General features: G+C 64.2%; 14 protein-coding genes and 1 tRNA gene. 7 read left to right on the top strand and 8 right to left on the bottom strand.

The features are described 5' to 3' along the window. Nucleotides 1–3 precede the first annotated feature (3 nt). Both OKW35_RS34705 and OKW35_RS34700 read left to right on the top strand, forming a co-directional pair. Nucleotides 4–2,439 (top strand): TIM-barrel domain-containing protein, encoded by a 2,436-nt coding sequence (locus tag OKW35_RS34705; protein ID WP_429554435.1) that lies wholly within the window; start codon nucleotides 4–6, stop codon nucleotides 2,437–2,439. Between the two features lie 61 nt (nucleotides 2,440–2,500). Continuing rightward, nucleotides 2,501–3,685 (top strand): porin, encoded by a 1,185-nt coding sequence (locus OKW35_RS34700; protein WP_429554434.1) that lies wholly within the window; start codon nucleotides 2,501–2,503, stop codon nucleotides 3,683–3,685. A 275-nt stretch (nucleotides 3,686–3,960) separates the two neighbouring features. Here OKW35_RS34700 and OKW35_RS34695 read toward each other — a convergent pair. The 6 genes from OKW35_RS34695 to cysS all read right to left on the bottom strand — a co-directional run bounded on the left by OKW35_RS34695 (nucleotide 3,961) and on the right by cysS (nucleotide 11,083). After that, nucleotides 3,961–4,054, bottom strand: a tRNA-Ser gene (locus OKW35_RS34695). A gap of 180 nt (nucleotides 4,055–4,234) precedes the next feature. Next, nucleotides 4,235–5,485 carry an aspartate kinase gene (locus tag OKW35_RS34690; RefSeq protein WP_429489372.1) on the bottom strand — a complete coding sequence of 417 codons (1,251 nt, stop codon included), beginning with the start codon at nucleotides 5,483–5,485 and terminating at the stop codon, nucleotides 4,235–4,237. Nucleotides 5,486–5,899: 414 nt separating this feature from the next. After that, nucleotides 5,900–7,375, bottom strand: coding sequence for a tRNA lysidine(34) synthetase TilS (gene tilS, locus OKW35_RS34685; protein WP_429554433.1), 1,476 nt, complete (start codon nucleotides 7,373–7,375; stop codon nucleotides 5,900–5,902). Nucleotides 7,376–7,428: 53 nt separating this feature from the next. Continuing rightward, a complete protein-coding gene (locus OKW35_RS34680) occupies nucleotides 7,429–8,400 on the bottom strand; it encodes an acetyl-CoA carboxylase carboxyltransferase subunit alpha (RefSeq protein WP_184057263.1) in 972 nt (323 codons plus the stop codon). 128 nt (nucleotides 8,401–8,528) lie between these two features. After that, nucleotides 8,529–9,638 (bottom strand): DNA-3-methyladenine glycosylase family protein, encoded by a 1,110-nt coding sequence (locus OKW35_RS34675; RefSeq protein WP_429334793.1) that lies wholly within the window; start codon nucleotides 9,636–9,638, stop codon nucleotides 8,529–8,531. 47 nt (nucleotides 9,639–9,685) lie between these two features. Next, nucleotides 9,686–11,083: a cysteine--tRNA ligase gene (gene cysS / locus OKW35_RS34670; protein WP_429405267.1), complete on the bottom strand. Its 1,398-nt coding sequence runs from the start codon at nucleotides 11,081–11,083 to the stop codon at nucleotides 9,686–9,688. A 250-nt stretch (nucleotides 11,084–11,333) separates the two neighbouring features. Between cysS and OKW35_RS34665 the strand changes: the two genes are divergently transcribed. The 4 genes from OKW35_RS34665 to OKW35_RS34650 all read left to right on the top strand — a co-directional run bounded on the left by OKW35_RS34665 (nucleotide 11,334) and on the right by OKW35_RS34650 (nucleotide 14,239). Then, on the top strand, nucleotides 11,334–12,125 hold the full coding sequence (locus OKW35_RS34665; RefSeq protein WP_429554432.1) for a tetratricopeptide repeat protein: 792 nt from the start codon (nucleotides 11,334–11,336) through the stop codon (nucleotides 12,123–12,125). A gap of 50 nt (nucleotides 12,126–12,175) precedes the next feature. After that, nucleotides 12,176–12,757, top strand: coding sequence for a peptidylprolyl isomerase (locus tag OKW35_RS34660; RefSeq protein WP_184022474.1), 582 nt, complete (start codon nucleotides 12,176–12,178; stop codon nucleotides 12,755–12,757). A 126-nt stretch (nucleotides 12,758–12,883) separates the two neighbouring features. Continuing rightward, nucleotides 12,884–13,378 carry a peptidylprolyl isomerase gene (locus OKW35_RS34655; RefSeq protein WP_090800697.1) on the top strand — a complete coding sequence of 165 codons (495 nt, stop codon included), beginning with the start codon at nucleotides 12,884–12,886 and terminating at the stop codon, nucleotides 13,376–13,378. 63 nt (nucleotides 13,379–13,441) lie between these two features. Beyond that, the gene (locus OKW35_RS34650; RefSeq protein ID WP_090800699.1) at nucleotides 13,442–14,239 is read left to right on the top strand and encodes a UDP-2,3-diacylglucosamine diphosphatase; all 798 of its coding nucleotides are present in this window, start codon (nucleotides 13,442–13,444) and stop codon (nucleotides 14,237–14,239) included. Between the two features lie 45 nt (nucleotides 14,240–14,284). Here OKW35_RS34650 and cysE read toward each other — a convergent pair whose 3' ends face one another. After that, nucleotides 14,285–15,121: a serine O-acetyltransferase gene (cysE, locus tag OKW35_RS34645; RefSeq protein WP_429554431.1), complete on the bottom strand. Its 837-nt coding sequence runs from the start codon at nucleotides 15,119–15,121 to the stop codon at nucleotides 14,285–14,287. 253 nt (nucleotides 15,122–15,374) lie between these two features. After that, on the bottom strand, nucleotides 15,375–16,205 hold the full coding sequence (locus tag OKW35_RS34640) for an RNA methyltransferase (RefSeq protein ID WP_090800702.1): 831 nt from the start codon (nucleotides 16,203–16,205) through the stop codon (nucleotides 15,375–15,377). 409 nt (nucleotides 16,206–16,614) lie between these two features. Here OKW35_RS34640 and OKW35_RS34635 point away from each other — a divergent pair, with 409 nt between their 5' ends. Beyond that, entirely contained in the window at nucleotides 16,615–17,418 is an 804-nt protein-coding gene (locus OKW35_RS34635) for an inositol monophosphatase family protein (protein WP_184057275.1), read from the top strand. Nucleotides 17,419–17,455 lie beyond the last annotated feature (37 nt).

Here is a 17,455-nt window from a genome sequence, read left to right as displayed (position 1 = left end):
ATCATGCGTTCACATATCAATCTCAAATATCCGCCGCGCTTCGCGCTCGTCTCCCACGCTGGCAACCCGGCGGCCAACCCGGTCGTGCTAAGCGCGCAGCCGAATTGCCGCATCGAGCTGTTCGTGCTCGCCGAGGACATCATCCGCGTGCTCGTGCTGCCGGACGGCAAAACGCGCGGCCCGCGCACATGGGCGATCGCGCCCGGGATGGACGACGTGCCGCTCGAAGGCCGCGAGCGCCGCGACCTGAGCGGCTTCACGCCGCCGCCGTTCACGGTGAACGAAGCAGCCGGTCACATCGTGATCGAAACGGCGCGCGTGCGCGTGAGCGTGGCGCTCGAATGCGGCGCCTGCGCCTGGGACATCCTGCACGAAGGCACATGGCATCGCGTGATGAGCGATCGCAAGACCCAGGCGTACAACTTCGGCTGGTGGGACTCGCGCGTCTATCACTACGTCGAGCGGCGCCGCGACGAAATGTACGTGGGCCTCGGCGAGCGTGCCGGCTCGCTCGATCGCGCGCGGCAAAGCTACGAGATGCGCAACATCGACGCGATGGGCTACAGCGCGCGCACCACGGACCCGCTGTACAAGCACATCCCGTTCTACGTGACGTGGCAGCCGCAGACGTCGACGGGCTTCGGCCTGTTCTACGACACGCTCGCCGATTGCCGCTTCGACATGGGGCGCGAGCTCGACAACTATCACGGCCACTATCGGCACTTCATCGCCGAGCATGGCGATCTCGACTACTACTTCATCGCATCGCCCGGCTCGCCACTCGACGCGGTGCGCCGCTTCACGTGGCTCACCGGACGTCCCACGTGGATGCCGAAGTGGGGCCTCGGCTACTCGGGCTCGACGATGAGCTATACCGACGCGCCGGACGCGCAACAGCAGATGGGCAAATTCATCGAGCGTTGCCGCGAACACGACGTGCTGTGCGATTCGTTCCATCTGTCGTCGGGCTATACGTCGATCGGGCCGAAGCGCTACGTGTTCAACTGGAATCACGACAAGTTTCCGGACATCGACGGCTTCGTGCGGAGCTATCTCGATCACGGCGTGCGTCTGTGCGCGAACATCAAGCCGTGTCTGCTGCAAGACCACCCAGCGTTCGACGACGTCGCCCACGCCGGCCTGTTGATCGAAGCGCCCGATGGCGAGCCCGCATGGGTGCAGTTCTGGGACGAAGTCGGCGCGTACCTCGACTTCACGAATCCCGCGACGATCGACTGGTGGAAAGCTCGCGTGAAGGACGCACTGCTCAAATACGGCATCGCGGCCACCTGGAACGACAACAACGAGTTCGAGATCTGGTCGCCGCATGCGATCGCGCGCGGCTTCGGCAAGCCGTATCCGGCACACCAGGCGAAGGTGCTGCAGACGCAGCTGATGATGCGCGCGTCGCACGACGCGCAGCGCGAGCACGCGCCTGACAGGCGCCCGTTCCTCGTGTCGCGCTCGGGCGGCGTCGGCATGCATCGCTACGTGCAGACGTGGTCGGGCGACAACTACACGTCGTGGGAAACGCTGCGCTTCAATCTGAAGATGGGTCTCGGGCTCGCGATGTCGGGCGTGTCGAATAGCGGTCACGACATCGGCGGCTTCTCGGGTCCGGCGCCGGAGCCGGAGCTGTTGGCGCGCTGGGTCGGGTTCGGCATCTTCCTGCCGCGCTTTTCGATTCACTCGTGGAACGACGACGGCACCGTCAACGAGCCGTGGATGCATCCCGAAGTCACGCGGCACGTGGCAGACCTGATCAAGCTGCGCTATCGCCTGATCCCTTATCTCTACGAGCTGCTGTGGCAATCGCATAGCGCGTACGAGCCGGTGCTGCGGCCGCTGTTCGCGGAGTTTCCGCACGATCCGCGCTGCCTCGTCGATGGCGACGACATGATGCTCGGCTCGTCGATGCTGGTCGCGCCAGTGGTCGATCCGGGCCAGAGCACGCGCGCCGTGTATCTACCGGCCGGTTCGCGCTGGGTGTCGTACTGGAGCGGCGAAACGTTCGACGGCGGCCAGACCGTCACGTTGCCCGCGCCGTTCGAGCGGCCGGTGTTCCTGCTGCGTGAAGGCAGCGTGATTCCGCTCAACATCGCCGAGCAGCATTTTGGCCGCCCTGCCGACGAACGCGCATTCCTCGCGGTGCCGTCTGCCGACGCGGGCACCGCGCAAGGCGGCTCGATCGAGGACGACGGCGAGACCGAAGCCTGGCGCAACGGCGAGCAAGGCCGCTGGAACGTCACGCTGACGGGCGACGCAAACACTTTGCGGGTGACGCTAGAGCGTTCGCAATGGATGCCGCGCGTGCAGCCGCAAGTGCGCGTGTTCGTGCCGATGCGCGAAACACGCGCGGTCGTCTGCGCTAACGGCACGCTCGTCGCCGATCACACCGCGAACGGCTGGCGCTGCCTGACGATTTCGGTGCCGCACTGAACTACCCACCGCACCGGCCTGAGGGATCAGGCCGTCCCATCAGTCTGGAGACATCCCAATCATGAAAATAAACCAGCGCGCGCGCACCCGCGCGTTCGTCCTCTGCTGCCTGCCGTTTGCGGGCACCGCGTTGTCCACCAGCGCATCGGCACAAAGCAGCGTCACGCTGTATGGCGTCGTCGACAATGCGTTCGCCTATGCCAGCAACCAGAAGGGGCATTCGAATTTCTATATGAGCCAGGGCAACCTGCAGGCGAGCAAGTTCGGTTTACTCGGCTCGGAAGATCTCGGCGGCGGCACGAAGGCGATCTTCCGGCTCGAGAGCGGCTTCAATTCGCTGACTGGCGCGCAAAGCACCGCGGGCTACCTGTTCAACCGCCAGGCCTATGTCGGCCTCGCGAACGACCGCTACGGCACGGTAACGCTCGGCCGCCAGTACACACCCTACTTCCAGATGGTCGGCGCGCTCGGACCGACCGGCGTGCTGACCGGCGCGACCGGCGCGCACCCCGGCGATCTCGACGCCCTCGACACGACGCTGCGCTTCAATAATTCGGTAACCTACCTATCGCCGACGATCGGGGGCCTGCAGGCAAGCGCGCAGTATGGTCTCGGCGGCGTGCCCGGCAGCGTCGCGAACGGCAGCCTGTTCAGCGCGGCGCTGCGCTATGACTTCCAGCCCGTGTCGCTCGCAGCCGGCTACGTGAAGCTGAAGGACATTTCGACGAGCGCGGCGCTCGGCAGCTTCGCGATCAACTCGCCGGTCAACAACGGTTACGCGAGCGCGCGTAGCGCGCAACTGCTCGCCGCGGCGGGTCGCTATACGTGGCACGATCTGATGGTGGGCCTCAACTACTCGAATGTGCAGTACGCGCCGGGCCACGGCTCGCTGTTCTTCGACAAGGCCGTGTTCAACACGTACGGTGCGATCGCGACGTACCGGATCACGCCGAGCGTGACGGTCGGCGGCGGCTATAGCTTCACCCAGGCAAGCAAGGCGAACGGCATCAGCGATCCGGCGCACTATCATCAGATCTCGCTCGAACAGACCTACAACCTGTCGACGCGCACCACGCTGTACGCGATCGAGGCCTATCAGCATGCAGGCGGCAAGTCGCTGATCTCGTCGGGCAGCGGTGTGACCATCGCCGACGCGGTCGCGGTGGTCGGCGACTCGCAGAACACGACGCCGTCATCGGGTCCGTCTCAGTTCGTCGGCATGGTGGGGTTGCGGCACGCGTTCTAAGCGAGGCGGTCTCGGTCAGCGGCACGACGGGATCAGTCATGCGGACTCCTTGCCTGCCGCGCTGGATCTGGCGCGGTTTTCTGCGGACCAGCGTGGCGGCCTAACGGCGCCATGCATTGATCAGCAGACCTGCCTATTCACGTAGGACGTGGTCACACGCTGGAGGGCTGGGAATGCCGCTGACATCGCTGAAGTATCGAGCGAGATCAAAATCAAGCCGCGCAAAAACAAAAACCCCGCAGAGCCTAGACTCTGCGGGGTTTCGCCACCATTGCTGGCGGAGACGGAGGGATTCGAACCCTCGATCCAGGTTTTGGCCCAGATGCTCCCTTAGCAGGGGAGTGCCTTCGACCTCTCGGCCACGTCTCCCAAACTTTCTGTCGCACAGGGAGTCAGTGCGACGAAGCCAAGATCATAGCGGGCCGGGCCGATAAGGTCAATGTCTGACGAACATTATTTGTGCCAACGTGGCGTCTCATCACGCAATTCATTCACATGAACGCCACAAAACAAACAGGACGCTCTAGAGCGCCCCGTTTTTCCCGCCACTTATGCCTGATCGAGTTCGAAGGCCTTATGCAGCGCGCGTACCGCGAGCTCCATGTACTTTTCGTCGATCAACACCGAAATCTTGATTTCCGAGGTCGAGATCATCTGAATGTTGATGCCCTCTTCCGACAGCGTGCGGAACATCTTGCTGGCGATGCCGACGTGCGAGCGCATCCCGACGCCGACCACCGACACCTTCGACACCTTCGGGTCGCCCAGCACCTGCTCGGCCTGGACGTGCGCCTTTACCGTGCCGGTGAGGATTTCCATTGCACGCGCATAGTCGCCGCGGCCAACCGTGAACGTGAATGCCGTCTTGCCCTCGACGCTCTGGTTCTGGATGATCATGTCGACATCGATATTCGCGTCCGCCACCGGGCCGAGAATCTGATACGCGATGCCCGGCTTGTCGGGCACGCCCATCACGGCGATACGAGCTTCGTCGCGCTGGAACGCGATACCCGAGATGACTGCTTTTTCCATGGTCTCGTCTTCTTCAAAAGTAATCAGGGTGCCCGACTTCATTTCTTCGTCGAGTGGCATCAGCGGATCGGTCAGGCTCGACAGCACGCGCGTTTTCACCTGATATTTGCCGGCGAATTCCACCGAGCGGATCTGCAGCACCTTCGAACCCAGGCTGGCCATTTCCAGCATTTCTTCGAACGTCACGCGGTCGAGCCGGCGCGCTTCTTCAACGACGCGCGGGTCCGTCGTGTACACACCGTCGACGTCCGTGTAGATCAGGCACTCGTCGGCCTTCAGCGCGGCCGCGACCGCGACTGCCGACGTGTCCGAGCCGCCGCGGCCGAGCGTCGTGATGTGGCCGTCCGGGTCAATGCCCTGGAAGCCGGTGATCACGACCACCTTGCCGGCTGCGAGGTCTTGCATGACGCGCTCGCCGTCGATGTCGCTGATGCGCGCTTTCGTAAACGCGCTATCGGTCTTGACCGGCACCTGCCAGCCTGCGTAGCTGACCGCTTCGACGCCGGCTTCCTGCAGCGCGATCGCGAGCAGACCCGAGCTGACCTGCTCGCCGGTGGCGGCGATCATGTCGAGTTCACGCGGGCTCGGTTGAGTCGTGATTTCTTTCGCGAGGCCAAGCAGGCGATTGGTTTCGCCAGACATTGCCGACGGCACGACGACCATCTGATGGCCGGCCTTGTGCCATTTCGCGACCCGACTGGCGACGTTCTTGATGCGCTCGACCGAGCCCATCGAGGTGCCGCCGTATTTATGTACGATGAGTGCCATTGTCGTTCTGAACTGGAAGAGAAACCGCGCTGGCGCGCTGGAGACGACCGCACAGAAAGCACAGGGGCGCAACGTCTCGTGAACGGCGGCAAAGTGTGTGGCGGCGTAGATGCAGCACGCGTGCAGCACGCGCGGATTTGCCCGGGATGAAATCGCAAATGGCTGATCGGAATTGAACGGCGACGACGGATCACGCACGCCTGCCGGCACTAACGACCGATAGCGACAAAAGCGACGGCGAAATCGGGTCGGGCAAACAAGCTAAAGTACCTGATTAGGCGCAAAAAGACAAGACGCAACGAGCGCTCAAATGCGTCGAATCAGGCCTGCAATGGCCTGTTTTATCGTTGATTTGCGCCTGTTTCACGCTTTCGACATCTGCACGCACGGCTTGCGCGACTGTCCGACCGGCGCTCAGGCGATCAGCAGATCCTCGCGCCAGACGATTTTCAGGCACGCTTCGCGCTCCGGAGATGCGTCGCGCACAGTCCCGCGATTCACGCCGATCAGCGGCACGAACAGCAGTTCATCGCCAACGTAAAGCAATGGCACGTCGCGCTTCCATGCGGGAATGCCGCGCTCCTGAAACAGGTTCTTCAGCGTGCGGCTGGGCGTGTTCGGCACACCGATGCGCATGCGTTCTCCGCCGCGGCGCGCCCGCACGCTTAGAGAGGCTCGTTGCAGGACGCTGACGGGAACCATGTCGCATGCTTCGTTACGTGGCGCTGCGTGCGTTGCGTCGGCTACGTCGGAAGCAGCGGCTGCATCCACCATCGCGAACACGAACGTGCCGCGCCATTGCGGCAAATGCCAGATCTCTTGCCCTTGCCACGCGAGTTCACTGATCTCGCGCTCGACGAGCGCGGTTTCGTCGGCGGGTTCGCTGCTATCGCCGGCTTCCCAGTAGACGAGGCCGCGATAGCTGCGCAACGCATGCCCCGCATGATCGATGCGCAGCCGATGTCCGTCCTGCCCCGCTGCCACTTCGCGCAACTGCCGCAGTGCATCCGCGACACGCGCGCTCGATGCCGCGACGAAGCCGAGCGTACGCATCCAGTAGCGCAGCAGATTCAGCGCGCGATCGTCGTCGAGAGCGAGCAGCACGTCGTGCGCGAGGGCGCGTCCTTCATCGCGCGACGCGCTTTCCATATCGGCGCGCGCGAGCGTGTCGAGCAATCGCTGCGCCGATGCCGAATGCGCGGCCGTGCGCGCGAGCGCATCGCGATAGCCCGGGAAGTGCACCGCGAGCACCGGCATCACCTGATGACGCAAGGCGTTGCGCGCATAACGCGTGTCCGCGTTCGATTCGTCGTCGATCCAGCGCAGCTTGCGCGCGCTCGCATAGTGTTCGAGCTGCGCGCGCAGCAGATGCAAAAGCGGCCGCACGCGTGTCGTCGACGCACCTGTCGGCAGCGAGCCGGGCGCCATCGCCGCGAGACCCGCGAGCCCCGCGCCGCGCAGCAGTTGCAGCAGCACGGTCTCGGCCTGATCGTCCGCATGCTGCGCGAGCCATAGCGTGCCAATGCCGTGCGTTGCGCACATCGCTTCGAGCGCGCGATAACGCGCGTCGCGTGCCGCGGCCTCGATGCTCAGACCCGGCGCGCGCGAAACATCCACGCGTCGCGCGTCGAATTCGACGCCACGTTCGCGCGCGAAAGCCTCGCAGTGCGCGAGCCACGTATCGGCATGTGGACTCAAACCATGATGCACGTGCAGCGCGATACAGCGCGACGCACCCGCGACGCGCACCGCCGCATCGAGGAGCACGCTCGAATCGACGCCGCCGCTGAATGCCACCGCAATGCGCGCGTTCGAATCGAGCCCGGACAGCGCGGCGCCGAGCGCCTCGATCACGAGGCGCTCGGCGGATGAGTCGGCGGTGGTGGTCACGTCGTTAGCGCGGAAAGCGCCGGTGGACGAAAGAGACAGGCCAACGCGCGGGCTTATGCGCCCGGCGTCGTTTCCTTGAATTTGCCGTACGCCATCAGCCGTTGGAAACGGCGTTCGCGCAGGTCGTTGGTGCTCATACCCTGGAACTGGCGCAGCGAATCGGCGAGCGCACGGCGCAGCATCGCCGCCATGCCCTTCGGATCGCGATGCGCGCCGCCGAGCGGCTCGTTGACGATCTTGTCGATCAGACCGAGCGCCTTCAGACGATGCGCGGTCAGGCCGAGCGCCTCCGCTGCTTCCGGTGCCTTGGCGGCGCTTTTCCACAGGATCGATGCGCAGCCTTCCGGCGAGATCACCGAGTAGGTCGAGAACTGCAACATCAGCACGCTGTCGCCCACCGCGATAGCGAGTGCGCCGCCCGAGCCGCCCTCGCCGATGATCGTCGCGATCAGCGGCGTCTTCAGCTCGGCCATCACGTACAGATTGCGGCCGATCGCTTCGGACTGGCCGCGCTCTTCCGCGCCGATGCCTGGGTACGCGCCCGGCGTGTCGATGAACGTGAAGATCGGCAGGCCGAACTTCTCGGCGAGGCGCATCAGCCGCTCGGCCTTGCGATAGCCTTCCGGACGCGGCATGCCGAAGTTGCGCAGCGCGCGCTCCTTGGTGTCGCGGCCCTTCTGATGACCGATCACCATGCACGCCTGGCCGTTGAATCGCGCGAGACCGCCGACGATCGACAGATCGTCCGCGAAGTTGCGGTCGCCATGCAGTTCATGGAAGTCGGTGAACAGCTCGCTTACGTAATCGAACGTGTACGGACGCTGCGGATGACGGGCGATTTGCGAAACCTGCCACGGTGAGAGGTTCGCATACAGATCTTTGGTGAGCTGCTGGCTCTTCTTGGACAGCCGCTCGATCTCTTCCGAAATATCGACGGCCGAGTCGTCCTGCACGAAGCGCAATTCTTCGATCTTCGCTTCGAGTTCAGCGATCGGCTGTTCGAAATCCAGAAACGTGGTCTTCATTGGTTGTAATCCTTGGACTTACCGGGCAGCGCGTATTCTAACCGCGTGCGCCGATGTCAAAACCATTTCTCAACTATCGATATCATATACGCGATAGTCTTTGAAACGGCTTCGTTTCCTGTTCTTCTTTAGTAGTCGACCGGTAACGGATCGAGACTACGCCACATGTACCAGGTCGCCACCGTGCGCCACGGCTCCCAGTTCGCGGCAACCTCGCGCGCTTCGCTGCGCGTGACGGGTTCGCCGCTGAAATAGTTGACGCTGATCGCGCGGATCAGGCCGAGGTCGTCGAGCGGTAGCACATCGGGACGCGACAGGTTGAAAATCAGGAACATCTCCGCGGTCCAGCGGCCGATGCCGCGAATCTGCGTGAGTTCGGCGATCACCGCCTCGTCGTCCATCGACGTCCACTTGCCGACGTGTAACGCGCCCGACACGAAATGCCTCGCGAGATCGAGCACGTACTCGGCCTTGCGTTTCGACAAACCGCACGCGGTCAGCTTCTCGATACCGAGCTTGATGAACTGCTGCGGCACGAGCTTCGGACACGCGACTTCGACCCTCGCCCACACGGCCTGCGCCGAGGCGACCGAGATCTGCTGGCCGACCACCGAGCGCGCAAGCGTGACGAACGGATCGCCACGACTCAGCAAATGCACGGGGCCGAACTTTGGAATCAGCTTCTTCAAAATGCGATCGCGCTTGACGAGATCCGCGCACGCCTTGTCCCAATACGCGGGACGCGTGACCTCAGGCGCGAGACCGCCGATCTGCACCGGCACCGCGACTTCGTTCGCGAGCGATGCGACACCGGCCGCTTCGCCGCCCGCGCTTTCCGTGCTCGCCGAGGTGGCCGATACGCGCGTCTTGCGCACGACTTCGCCCGCGTTCTTGTCGCGCGCGAGTTCCTGCACGTCGCCGGCGAGCTCGGCCGCGAGTTTGGCCGGCAACGCACCGTTGCCCTTCGCCCGCGACGCCGTTTTCGCGCGTTTCGCAGGCGCGTGCGCAGCTTCAGTGCCCGCGCCATTGAGCGAGCGTTTGGCCGCGTTCTTCTTTGCCGCGGCCGAGTCGGCTTTCGCCGCCGCCCCGCCCGCTTTCGAGGGCGCTTTGTCTACCGCGCCGCCGCCCGCACGAGTCGACTGAGCTGCGGCAGCCGATGCTGCGGCAGCCGACGCTGCGGCTGCCGCACTGGTTTGAGACGCCGCGCGTTTAGCCGGCGTCTTCGTGGCCGTTGCCATCCTGCCTCCTGCCTGGCGAGTCGTTCAGAGGGAAGTACGAGGTGCGCTCACACGCGCCGCCACTCGGTCAACCCGCCGGGTTTGTCTTCAAGGGCAACGCCGGCATCGAGCAATTCGGCCCGGATCCGGTCTGCTGCCGCATAGTCCTTTGCCTGCTTGGCGGCGATGCGCGCGGCGATCTTCGCTTCGATCGCGACGGGCTCGAGCGCGCCTTCGGCTGCAGCACCCGCTGCCTGCTGCAGGTATGCACGCGGTTCGCGTCCGAGCAGCCCGAGCACCGCGCCAAGCGCGCGCAATTGACGGGCCAGCGCGGGGTCGCGCGTGCGGTTCACTTCGGTGGCCAGCTCGAACAGCACCGACACGGCCACCGGCGTGTTGAAGTCGTCGTTCATTGCCGCCTGGAAACGCTGCGCGTACGCTTCGTTCCAGTCGAGCACGGCGCTATCGGGCGTCACGTCTTTCAACGCTGTGTACAAACGCGCGAGTGCATTGCGCGCGTCGTCGATATGTACGTCGCTGTAGTTCAACGGCGAGCGGTAATGCGCGCGCGCGATGAAGAAACGCACCACCTCTGCATCGTACTGCGCGAGCACTTCGCGAATCGTAAAAAAATTGTTCAACGACTTCGACATCTTCTCATTGTCGATCTGTACGTAGCCGTTGTGCATCCAGTAATTGACGAATGTTTGTCCGGTCGCGGCCTCACTTTGCGCGATCTCGTTTTCGTGGTGCGGAAACTGCAGATCCTGGCCGCCACCGTGAATGTCGAACTGTTCACCGAGCAGCGTGCAGCCCATCGCCGAGCACTCGATGTGCCAGCCGGGACGACCGCGCCCGTACTTCGAATCCCAGCCGCTGTCGGCCGGTTCCTCGGGCTTCGCCTGCTTCCACAGCACGAAGTCGAGCGGGTCCTGTTTCGCGTCGTTGGCCGCCACGCGTTCGCCCGCGCGCAGGTCTTCGAGCGACTTGCCCGACAGCTTGCCGTAGCCTGCGAATTTGCGTACCGCGTAGTTGACGTCGCCGTCGCTCGCCTGGTAGGCGTAGCCGTTTTTCTCGAGCGTCTCGATCATGCCGAGCATCTGCGGAATGAAGTCGGTCGCGCGCGGCTCGATGTCCGGACGCTCGATGCCGAGCGCGTCCGCGTCTTCATGCAGCGCGGCGATGAAGCGATCGGTCAGCGATTTGATGGTTTCACCGTTCTCGACTGCGCGCTTGATGATCTTGTCGTCGATATCGGTAATGTTGCGCACGTAAGTCACGTTGTAGCCAAGCGCACGCAACCAGCGCTGCACGATGTCGAACACGACCATCACGCGCGCATGACCGACGTGACAATAGTCGTACACGGTCATCCCGCAGACGTACATCCGCACGACACCTTCGCGCAGCGGCACGAAAGTCTGTTTGTCACGCGCGAGCGTGTTGTAAATGCGCAGAGATTCCATAGAGAGCGGTGCGTGGGCCGAAAGAAGTCCGCATTGTGCTTCATGCGCGCCGCGACCCGCGAAACGAACAGGATAACGGGTGCATCGCATACAGCTGAAACCGGCGCACCTCGTGCGGCGATCAGGCTGCAGACGAGGCTGCGAACCGGGCGGAGACGGCCACGAGTGGCGAAAAGACAGTCGGCGGTTCGACGGAACGCGCAGACCTTTTGTTAGAATGGCTCGGAGTATAACATCCAGACCTGAGCCTATGAAACACTCCAGCGGCCGCGCGCACAGCGCTGCGACCCTCGCCGCGACTGCGTTTGGCAACGTTGTCGGTGGCGTTACTTTCGAAGCGGCGCGTGCCCTCGCGTGGCGCGTCACCGTCGTTGCCGCACTTGCCGCGGTGCCGGTCGCGAGCGCTTATGCGCAGAAGACCGCGGTGATGCCGCAAGGCCCCGCCGTGCGTGACAATACGCCGGAAATCGACGCGTCGATCGCGCAGAAAAACTGGCAAGCCGCGCTGACCCAACTCGATGCGCGCGTCGCCGCGAATCCGCGCGACGCACAAGCGAAGTTCAAACGCGCAAACGTGCTAGTGCATCTGAATCGCGACGACGAAGCGATCACGGCGTTCACCGAACTCACGCAGCTGTATCCCGAGTTGCCCGAGCCGTACAACAACCTCGCCACACTCTTCGCGAGACAAGGCCGGCTGACCGAAGCGCGCGCGGCGCTTGAGATGGCCACCCAGGTCAATCCGAACTACGGCCTCGCGTTCGAGAACCTCGGTGACCTCTATCTGCGCCTCGCCGATGCCGCGTACCGTCGCGCGGAGAGCCTCGGCAAGGCGAGCCCGAGGACCGCGCAGCGTCTCACGGATATCCAGAAGGTCGTGTCGCCGGCAACGCCCGCTGCCGCGGCGTCACAGCCTGCCGCCGAGCAGACGACCGTGCCCGCCGCGCACCCCACGTCGAACATCACGGACAGCCCGAGCTTCCAGTTCGGCGGCCCGAATGGCTCGCTCGCCATGCCGCCGTACATGGCGCCGTCGCGCTGAGCGCCGGGCTCGTTGCCTGCCGCAAGTTTTCTCCAACCCCGAGGACTTTCATGAAATGGTTGATGTTGGCGCTCGGCAGCGCCGCCCTGATCGCAAACGCACCCGCCTTTGCGCAGTCCGGTTCGCAGGCCGCTCATCCTTCCGTGCTGCTGAAGACGTCGGAGGGTGACATCCGCGTCGAGCTGTATCCCGAGAAAGCGCCAAAGACGGTCGCCAATTTCCTCGACTACGTGAAAGCCGGCCAATATAGCGGCACGATCTTCCATCGCGTGATTCCGGGCTTCATGATCCAGGGCGGCGGCTATACGCAGAGCTTCGTCGAGAAGCCGACGCGCGCGCCGATTCCGCTCGAGAGCCGCACCGGTCTGAAGAACACCGCTGGCACGATCGCGATGGCGCGCACCAGCGACCCGAATTCGGCCACCGCGCAGTTCTTCATCAACACGGTGGACAATGCCAATCTCGACTACCCGAATCCGGACGGCAACGGCTACGCGGTATTCGGCAAGGTCACGAGCGGCATGGACGTCGTGAAACGCATCGAAGCCACGCCCACCACCACGCGCGGCCCGATGAGCGATGTGCCGCAGAAGCCGGTCGTGATCCAGTCGGCGACGGTGGTGAGCAAGTAAAAACGAACGGGCAAGCGAACCCGCGCGGCCGAAGTCCGGCCCCAACCAACGCCCCGGCGCGGCCGGTCGTCAGCACATGACGACGCGCCGCGCCTTTTATCCACCTGTTCATCAAAGGATTCCATCATGGTTGAACTGCATACGAACCACGGCCTCATCAAACTCGAGCTGAATGCCGAAAAGGCGCCGAAGTCGGTCGAGAACTTCCTGAACTACGTGAAGGCCGGCCACTACGACAACACGGTGTTTCACCGCGTGATCGACGGCTTCATGATCCAGGGCGGCGGCTTCGAACCCGGTATGAAGCAGAAGCCGACGGCCGAGCCGATCACCAACGAGGCGAACAACGGTCTGAAGAACGAGAACGGCTCGATCGCAATGGCGCGTACCAACGACCCTCATTCGGCGACCGCGCAATTCTTCATCAACGTGAACGACAACGACTTCCTGAACCACTCGTCGCCGACGCCGCAAGGCTGGGGCTATGCGGTGTTCGGCAAGGTCGTCGAAGGCATGGACGTGGTCGAGAAGATCAAGAAGGTCAAGACCGGTTCGAAGGGCTTCCATCAGGACGTGCCGGTCGATGATGTCGTGATCGAAAAAGCTGTCGTCGTCGGCTAAACCGTGAGTGAGTCGCGCCTCATGCGGGCGTCGACTCCTTTGAACTGAAATCAGGCACCTTCAATGCTGCAAGAGACGCCGCTGCGAAGCGTCGCCGCGGGCGTGCCAGGCGAGGGCCAACGCCCGCACGCCGCGCGCCCTTTTTTCTTCCTCTCCGATCTGCATCTGAGCGAGGCGATTCCGCGCACGGTCGCCGCGTTCGAGCATTTCATCCGCGTGAGCGCGGAAGCGGCCGACTCGGTGTTCATCCTCGGCGACCTGTTCGAGTACTGGGTCGGCGACGACATGCTGAGCGAGCCGTTCGTCGCCCATATTGCGGCGCTGCTGCACACGCTGTCCGAGCGCGGCATCGCGCTTTACATCATGCACGGCAACCGCGACTTTCTGCTGGGCAAGCGCTTCATGAAAGCGGCCGGCGCCATCTGGCTGCCCGATCCGTTCGTGATTACCGCGTTCGGCACGCGCATTGCGCTCGCCCATGGCGATGGTCTGTGCACCGCGGATCGCGGCTATCAGTTGTTCAGGTGTTTCGCGCGCAATCGACTCGCGCAGATTCTGTTTCTCGCGTGGCCGTTTCGTTGGCGTCGCAAGCTCGCCGAGAACATGCGCTCGAAGAGCGAGCATGGCCGCACGCGGCCGATGCCGATCAAGTATGACGTGACCCCGCAAGGTGTCGCCGCGCTGTTCAGGAAATCGAAGACCGCGACGATCATTCATGGGCATACCCATCTGCCCGCACGACATCGCGAGCCGGGCGGCACGCGCTGGGTTCTGCCCGACTGGGATCTCGATCACGGCGAGCGCCGGGGCGGCTATCTGAAGATCGATGCCGACGGGATTCGAGCGTTGCCGCTGGATTGACCTCGTGGGTACGGCGTGCGCTTCGCGCTGCCGAGGCGCCGATACCTAGCGCTCCCCCGCCAGCCCCTCCACCTTCCCCGCGATCGCCGCCGATAGCCGCCGCAAATCGAGCAACGCGGCATCCGCGCCTTGCAGACCTTCGAGGCTCGTGCCGAGCCGCTCGAGCGCATCGACGATTTCATCGATACGTCGCGCCTGAGTAGCCGCATGGTCGATCAGACCGTGAATCGCGAGCGAAACCGGATCGTCCGCGTTGGGCGTGATGCCGTATGCGCAAAACGCGCTGATTTCGCTGCCGCGCTTCGCGTCACGCGCGGCGTTGTTCGCATTCGGGTTCGCACCGTTCGCATCGTTCGCAGCCGCCGCGGCCGGCACGATGATCCGCGCCGGATTGCCGAGCGCCGTGCCACGCGCGGGCACCGGCTTCGTCACGACCGCGTTCGATCCGATCTTCGCGTCCGCGCCGACGGTGAAGCCGCCGAGCACCTTCGCGCCCGCACCGACGATCACACCACGCTCGAGCGTCGGATGCCGCTTCGCGCCGCGCGTGAGCGACGTGCCACCGAGCGTCACACCCTGGTAGATCGTGCAGTCGTCGCCGATCTGCGCGGTCTCGCCGATCACGACGCCCATGCCGTGATCGATGAACACGCGCCGCCCGACGCTCGCGCCCGGATGAATCTCGATGCCGGTCATGAAGCGCGCCATCTGGGACACGAAACGCGCGAGCCAGCGGCGCTTCGCGCGCCAGCACGCGTGAGCGATCCGATGCAGCACGAGCGCGTGCAGCCCCGGATAACACGTGAGCACTTCCCATGCGCTGCGGGCGGCGGGATCGCGCTCGCGGATGGTGGCAACATCTTCGCGAAGTCTCGTGAACATGGCAGGGACTGTATTGTTGGGGGAAAACCGTCTGCGTGAGCGAATCCGCGCGGTTTGCGCATGCGGGACTCTGCGTTTCGCGCCATAGCTAACGGCATCGCTGCCGCTTAGCACGGCGGCAGCTTTGCTTCTAACGTTTCGTGGATTGTAGGGCGATTGCGCGAAACCTGCCGGAAGTCCCCGTCACCTGCAAGGTTGTCGTCAGACGAAGGCGGCGCATCAGGTGCGCCGTCACGGGCTGGTCAACGGACCGTCAGCCGGTCCGCCTGGTCTTGAGCAGGATGTGCTTGGCGATGCCGCGCACGATGTTGACCTCCTCGCGCTCGAGGCCCGAGCGCGCGAAGAGCCGCCGCAGCCGTGACATCAGCTTCTTCGGATTGGCCGGATCGAGAAACTCGAGCGCGACCAGTGCGCTTTCCAGATGCGCGAACATGCTCTCGATCTCGTCGCTGGCCGCCATCTGCGCGCGTGGAGCGGCGGATTCGGCCGGCGCCGCGTGTGCTCCCGCGGTGGGTGCGCCGTCGCTCGCTTCGTCGGCGCCGAGGTACGCGGTGCGTAGCTCGTAGGCGAGCACCTGCACCGCCTGCGCGAGATTGAGCGAGCTATAGGCCGGATTGGCCGGAATATGCGCGATCGCGCTGCATCGCTCGACGTCCTCGTTCGACAAGCCCGTGCGCTCGTTGCCGAACACCAGCGCGATCTCGCCGTGCATCGCCTCTGCGTGCGCGGCGGCGGCAGCCGCACGCGGCGTCCATTGCGGCGGACCGTATTCGCGCAGCCGCGCGGTGAGCGCAATCGACCAGTGCACGCCAGTCAGTGCATCGGCGAGCGACGGCACCACGTGCACGGAGGCGAGTACGTCATCGGCGCCGCTCGCCATCGCGATCGCTTCGGGGTCGTTCTGCACGTTCGGCACGCGCGGCGACACGAGCACGAGCCGCGAAAAGCCCATGGTTTTCAGCGCGCGCGCCGCGGCGCCGACATTGCCCGGATGGCTGGGCTCGACCAGCACGAAACGCGTCGACGTGAAGCCGCCGCGCAAATCGGCCACGGCGGGGTCGGAGGAATGGTGGGTGTGATCCACGATGAAACTCGGCTGGCTAGGACTCAAGACGCGTATGGTAGCGCCAACGGGCACTTATGCCGAATCAGGCGCACGCGCGAGCCACGCGCGCGGACGAGGGCGCAGCATCGGACCGGCACCGGCGGGCGCCTGTGCGGTACATCAGCCGCACGTGAGCGAGCACCTGCGCGAGGGCGCCCGGACTCAGGTAAAATACCGCATTTCGCGTCCGGCGCCGACGTTTGCTGAAGCTTGCGTCGAACCGGTCGCACCGTTCTTATTCAATTCGTCTCCGTCGACGGAATGCTCTCCGGTTTGATAGCCGGTCTGCTGTTCCGTGCTGTTTTTGCGTCGTTGCGGCGCCCGTCAGCGCAGTTTCGCGCTTATTTACCGGCCGGCAGCCGTGCTGCCCCGGCACAAGGATCAGTTTATGCATCCCATGCTCAATATCGCTGTGAAGGCCGCGCGCCGCGCAGCTCAGATCATCAACCGCGCATCGCTCGATCTCGACCTGATTCAGGTCAGCAAAAAGCAGCACAACGATTTCGTCACGGAAGTCGACAAAGCGTCCGAAGCGGCGATCATCGAAACACTGAAGACCGCCTATCCCGATCACGCCATCCTCGCCGAAGAGTCGGGCAAGTCGGACCACGATTCCGAATACCAGTGGATCATCGATCCGCTCGACGGCACCACCAACTTCATCCACGGCTTCCCTTACTACTGCGTGTCGATCGCGCTCGCGCACAAGGGCGTCGTCACGCAGGCCGTCGTCTACGATCCGACCCGCAACGATCTGTTCACCGCATCGCGCGGCCGTGGCGCGTTTCTCAACGATCGCCGCATCCGCGTCGCCAAGCGTGACCGCCTGGCCGACTGCCTGATCGGCACCGGCTTTCCGTTCCGCGCGCAGGACAGCCTCGAATCGTACGGCCGTCAGTTCGCCGAGATGACCGAAGCCTGCGCCGGCCTGCGCCGTCCGGGCGCCGCCGCGCTCGATCTGGCCAACGTCGCGGCCGGCCACATGGACGGCTTCTTCGAGCAGGGCCTGAACGCATGGGACGTCGCGGCGGGCAGCCTGCTGATCACCGAAGCCGGCGGCCTGGTCGGCAACTACACCGGTGATTCGGAGTTCCTGCACGTCGGCGAAGTCGTCGCGGGCAACCCGAAGGTCTACGCGCAGATGGTTCCAATCCTGTCGCGCTACAGCCGCACGCGTCAGCAGTCGGCGTAAGGTGCGCCGCCGCGGCCGGTCCGCGGCAACGCATAAC

This window comes from Paraburkholderia sp. MM5477-R1, assembly GCF_050436385.1.
In the GTDB taxonomy this organism is placed as follows: domain Bacteria; phylum Pseudomonadota; class Gammaproteobacteria; order Burkholderiales; family Burkholderiaceae; genus Paraburkholderia; species Paraburkholderia tuberum.
The sequence above is the reverse complement of the archived record's forward strand: the minus strand, read 5'-3'. Positions and strand labels throughout refer to the sequence as shown.

Bases quoted from the DNA above. Each gene is read 5' to 3' on its own strand.
- OKW35_RS34690 (WP_429489372.1), bottom strand. From the start codon at position 5,485: ATGGCACTCATCGTACATAAATACGGCGGCACCTCGATGGGCTCGGTC.
- OKW35_RS34675 (WP_429334793.1), bottom strand. From the start codon at position 9,638: ATGGCAACGGCCACGAAGACGCCGGCTAAACGCGCGGCGTCTCAAACC.
- OKW35_RS34660 (WP_184022474.1), top strand. From the start codon at position 12,176: ATGAAATGGTTGATGTTGGCGCTCGGCAGCGCCGCCCTGATCGCAAAC.
- OKW35_RS34650 (WP_090800699.1), top strand. From the start codon at position 13,442: ATGCTGCAAGAGACGCCGCTGCGAAGCGTCGCCGCGGGCGTGCCAGGC.
- cysE (WP_429554431.1), bottom strand. From the start codon at position 15,121: ATGTTCACGAGACTTCGCGAAGATGTTGCCACCATCCGCGAGCGCGAT.
- OKW35_RS34705 (WP_429554435.1), top strand. From the start codon at position 4: ATGCGTTCACATATCAATCTCAAATATCCGCCGCGCTTCGCGCTCGTC.
- OKW35_RS34635 (WP_184057275.1), top strand. From the start codon at position 16,615: ATGCATCCCATGCTCAATATCGCTGTGAAGGCCGCGCGCCGCGCAGCT.
- cysS (WP_429405267.1), bottom strand. From the start codon at position 11,083: ATGGAATCTCTGCGCATTTACAACACGCTCGCGCGTGACAAACAGACT.
- OKW35_RS34680 (WP_184057263.1), bottom strand. From the start codon at position 8,400: ATGAAGACCACGTTTCTGGATTTCGAACAGCCGATCGCTGAACTCGAA.
- OKW35_RS34665 (WP_429554432.1), top strand. From the start codon at position 11,334: ATGAAACACTCCAGCGGCCGCGCGCACAGCGCTGCGACCCTCGCCGCG.
- OKW35_RS34700 (WP_429554434.1), top strand. From the start codon at position 2,501: ATGAAAATAAACCAGCGCGCGCGCACCCGCGCGTTCGTCCTCTGCTGC.
- OKW35_RS34655 (WP_090800697.1), top strand. From the start codon at position 12,884: ATGGTTGAACTGCATACGAACCACGGCCTCATCAAACTCGAGCTGAAT.